Source organism: Actinoplanes sp. NPDC048791 (assembly GCF_040650095.1).
In the GTDB taxonomy this organism is placed as follows: Bacteria; Actinomycetota; Actinomycetes; order Mycobacteriales; family Micromonosporaceae; genus Actinoplanes.
Window position 1 is genome coordinate 1 of sequence record NZ_JBEZGQ010000883.1, and the last position, 3,492, is coordinate 3,492.

2 protein-coding genes and 1 pseudogene are annotated in these 3,492 nt (G+C 73.5%); 1 reads left to right on the forward strand and 2 read right to left on the reverse strand.

What is annotated here, in order from left to right; translation table 11 throughout:
- Positions 1-2,544 (forward strand): AAA family ATPase (locus AB0C29_RS39025; RefSeq protein ID WP_360831578.1); only part of this gene is annotated, 2,544 nt, incomplete at its 5' end.
- Here AB0C29_RS39025 and AB0C29_RS39030 read toward each other — a convergent pair.
- Both AB0C29_RS39030 and AB0C29_RS39035 read right to left on the reverse strand, forming a co-directional pair.
- On the reverse strand, positions 2,520-3,311 hold the full coding sequence (locus AB0C29_RS39030; protein ID WP_360831581.1) for an ABC transporter permease: 792 nt from the start codon (positions 3,309-3,311) through the stop codon (positions 2,520-2,522). The two genes, AB0C29_RS39025 and AB0C29_RS39030, sit on opposite strands and share 25 nt — an antisense overlap.
- A pseudogene (locus AB0C29_RS39035) lies at positions 3,308-3,492 on the reverse strand (ABC transporter); the annotation flags it as partial. The gene AB0C29_RS39030 and the pseudogene AB0C29_RS39035, both read right to left, overlap by 4 nt.

The window sequence follows — 3,492 nt, forward strand, 5'->3', positions numbered from 1 at the left end:
GCGCTGGGTCGCTACGACGCCTATCGGCGGTCGCTGCGCGACGAGCTCGGGACCGATCCCGGTCAGGCGTTGCGGGCCGAGCATCAGCGGCTGCTGCGGGGCGTGGTGCCCACGGTACGGCGGGGCGTCGCGTACGAGCCGAATCCGTTGCTGGGCCGGGATGACGATGTCGTCGCGGTGGAGGCGCTGTTGCGTACCTCCCGGGTGGTCTCGATTGTCGGGCCCGGCGGGCTCGGCAAGACCCGGCTCGCTCATGCCGTGGCCCGTCGGGCCGGAGTGCCGGCCGTTACGGTCGTGCCGCTCGCCGGCCTCTCCGGCGCTGATGACGTGGTCCGGGAGGTGGCGGCGGCTCTCGGTGTGGGGGAGCGCCGGGTGCCGGGCACGGTCGGGCACAGCGCCGGGGCCGCGGACATCGCCGCCGCGTTGGCCACCGGGCCTTCGCTGTTGGTGCTGGACAACTGCGAGCACGTCGTCGCCGCAGTCGCCGAGCTGGTTCGTGCGTGCGTGTCGATGACCGCGGAGCTGCGGATTCTCACCACCAGCCGGACGCCGCTGGGACTGTCGTCGGAGGCGGTGCACCGACTGCCGGAGCTGAGCTTGTCGACGAGCGTCGAGCTGTTCGGGCAGCGGGCGCGGGCGGCGCGGCCGGACGTCGACCTGCCCGCTGACGCGGTGACAGAGCTGTGCCGCCACCTGGACGGGCTGCCGCTGGCGGTCGAGCTGGCCGCGGCACGGGTACGGATCATGTCCGTGCCGGAACTCGCCCGGCGGCTCGATGACCGGTTCGGCCTGTTGCGAGGTGCGGCCCGGGACGCGCCGCAACGCCACCACACGCTGCATGCCGTCGTCGACTGGAGCTGGAATCTGCTGGAGCCGGCCGGGCGGGCGGCGATGCGCGCGTTGTCGGTGTTCGTCGACGGGTTCACGCCGGACGCCGCCTGCCGGCTTTTCCAGGTGTTGCCCGCCGGCCTGGGGGAGGCGGACGGGCTGGTGCTGCTGGAGCATCTGGCCGACCATTCGCTGCTCAGGACCGTGGACACGCCGTCGGGCACCCGGTTGCGGATGCTGGAGACAGTCCGGGAGTTCAGTGCCGCGCGGCTCGCTGCGGCCGGGGAGACCGGCGAAGTCACGGCCGCGTTCCTGGCCTGGGCGCGCGCGTTCGGCGCCGGCCATCACGCGGACCTGCTCGGCTCTGACCCGTACGAGGCGATCGCCGTGGTCGGGGCGGAGCAGGAGAATCTGCTCCAGGCGCTGCGGCTGGCCCTCGACCGCGACGACCGGCCCACCATCGCCGCGGTGGCCGCGGTGCTCGGTGGGATCTGGAGCCTGGAGTCCCATCACGCGCGGCTCATGACGCTCATCCGGCAGATCTCCTGGCCGCTGTCGCACTACCGGCCGGAGCCGCCGTTCGTCGAGGTGACCCGGACCGCCCTGACCATCCCGGTGGTGGCCACCTTCAGCGGTGCGGGTCCGCGGCCGCTACGGGCGCTGGTCGCGTTGCGAAGGCTCGGCCCGGGGCGGCCGGACACGCTGATCCGGGCGATCGGCCGGGTGATCGGCGCGCTGGGCGATCCGGTGGAGCTGCAACGGCTGTGCGACAGCACCGAGCCGCTGCCGGCCGCGGCCGCGAACACGCTCGCCGGCTACTACTGGGAGATGGCCGGCGACACCGACGCCGCGTTGCAGACGGCCCGGCGAGGGCTCGATCTCTTCACCCGGCTGGAGCTGCCGTGGCCGCGAGCGGTGGGCCATGGCCGGGTCGCCGAGCTGTGCCTGCGGCTGGAGCTGGGTGCCGAGGCCCGCGATCACCTGCTCGCGGCGTTGCCGCTGCTCCAGCGGCTGGGCGCCCGGACCGACGTGGTCGGGGTACGGGCCTGGCTCGTGCTGGCCAACCTCCAGCTCGGTGACACCGTCGAGGCCGGACGGTGGCTGGACGGGCTCACCGGGGTCGCGCTCGACGAGGATGTCACCTCGGCCGGCTACGACCTCGGGATCCGGGCCGAGCTGTTGCTGGCTCGTGGCGAGGTGGAGGCCGGCCTGCAGCTGTGGCGGCGGGCCGTCGACCAGGTTCCCGATGCCGATGCGGACCCCTGGGCGGTGGAGGCGCGGTCGGTGGCCGTCGTCGCGCACGCCCGGCACGGCCGGCTCGACCTCGTGGCCGACCTCGCCGACACGCTGCCCGGGCGCCTGATCCGGCTGCTGTCCCAGCCACCGGCCGGCTCACCGCCGTACCCGATCGAGCAGTTGATCTGCGGCACCCTGCTGCTGGCGATCGCCGTGGCGGACCACGCACGGGCCCGGCGTACCGGTGATCCGGAGCTGGCGCGGTCGGCGGCGCGGATGATCGCGCTGGCCGAGAGATTCCGGTTCCTGCGGATGTTCCAGCCGACGATGTCCGCGGCGTCGGCCCGGGCGGACGCCGAGCAGGCCGACCGGCCGGCGTACGAGCAAGCGGTGTTGTCGTACGCCGGCCTGGACCGGGCCGGAATGCGCCTGGCGGCGCGGGATCTGGTGCGGGGTCAGCGCGTACGGTCGCGGTTGTAGAGCCGCCTCGCCCAGAGATAGCCGCCCAGCGCGATCACCGCGCACCAGCCGAGCGCGAGCGCGGCGCTCGTGCCGATCGGGGTGCCCAGCAGCAACCCGCGCAGCGTCTCCATGATCGGCGTGAACGGCTGGTACTCGGCGAACCACCGCAGCCCGGCGGGCAGCGACTCGGTCGGCACGAAGCCGCTGCCGAAGAAGGGCAGCAGCATCAGCGGCATCGGCAGGTTGCTCGCCGCCTCGACGGTCCTGGTCGCCAGGCCCATCGCGACGGCCAGCCACACCAGGGCGAAGGTCGCCGCGGTGAGGATCCCGGCGACCGCCAGCCACTCGACCGCGGACGCGGCGGGCCGGAAGCCGACGAGCACGGCGACGCCGAGGACGACGGCGAGCTGGGCCAGGGTCTGCAGCACGCTGCCCAGCACGTGCCCGGTCAGCACCGACACCCGGGCGATCGCCATGGTCCGGAACCGGGCGATGATGCCCTCGGTCATGTCCATCGCCACCGCCAGCGCGGTGCCCTGCACGGCTCCGGCGATGGTGATGAGCAGGATGCCGGGCGTGACGTAGTTGACGTAGGTGCTGCGGCCACCGGACCCGCCGCCGAGACCGTCACCGAGCGTGCCGCCGAGCACGTAGACGAACAGCAGCAGGAAGATGATCGGCACGGCGAGCAGCATCAGGAGCAAGGACCAGTTCCGGGCCATGTGCCGCAGCTGCCGGCGCAGCATGGTGGCCGAGTCGCGCACGGCCAGGGTCATCGTGGTCATCGCGCGGCCCCGCCCGTCACGGCGAGGAACACGTCGTCGAGATCCGGCGTGCGGACGGCCAGCCCCTGCACGTCGACGGCGGCGGCGTCGAGCCGATCCAGCAACGCCTTGAGGGAACGGACACCGCCGTCGCCGGGCACCCGCAGGACCATTGACTCGTCCGCCAGATCGGCCGCGACGC

Coding starts and splice junctions, on each gene's coding strand:
- AB0C29_RS39030 (WP_360831581.1), bottom strand. CDS start 3,311: ATGACCACGATGACCCTGGCCGTGCGCGACTCGGCCACCATGCTGCGC.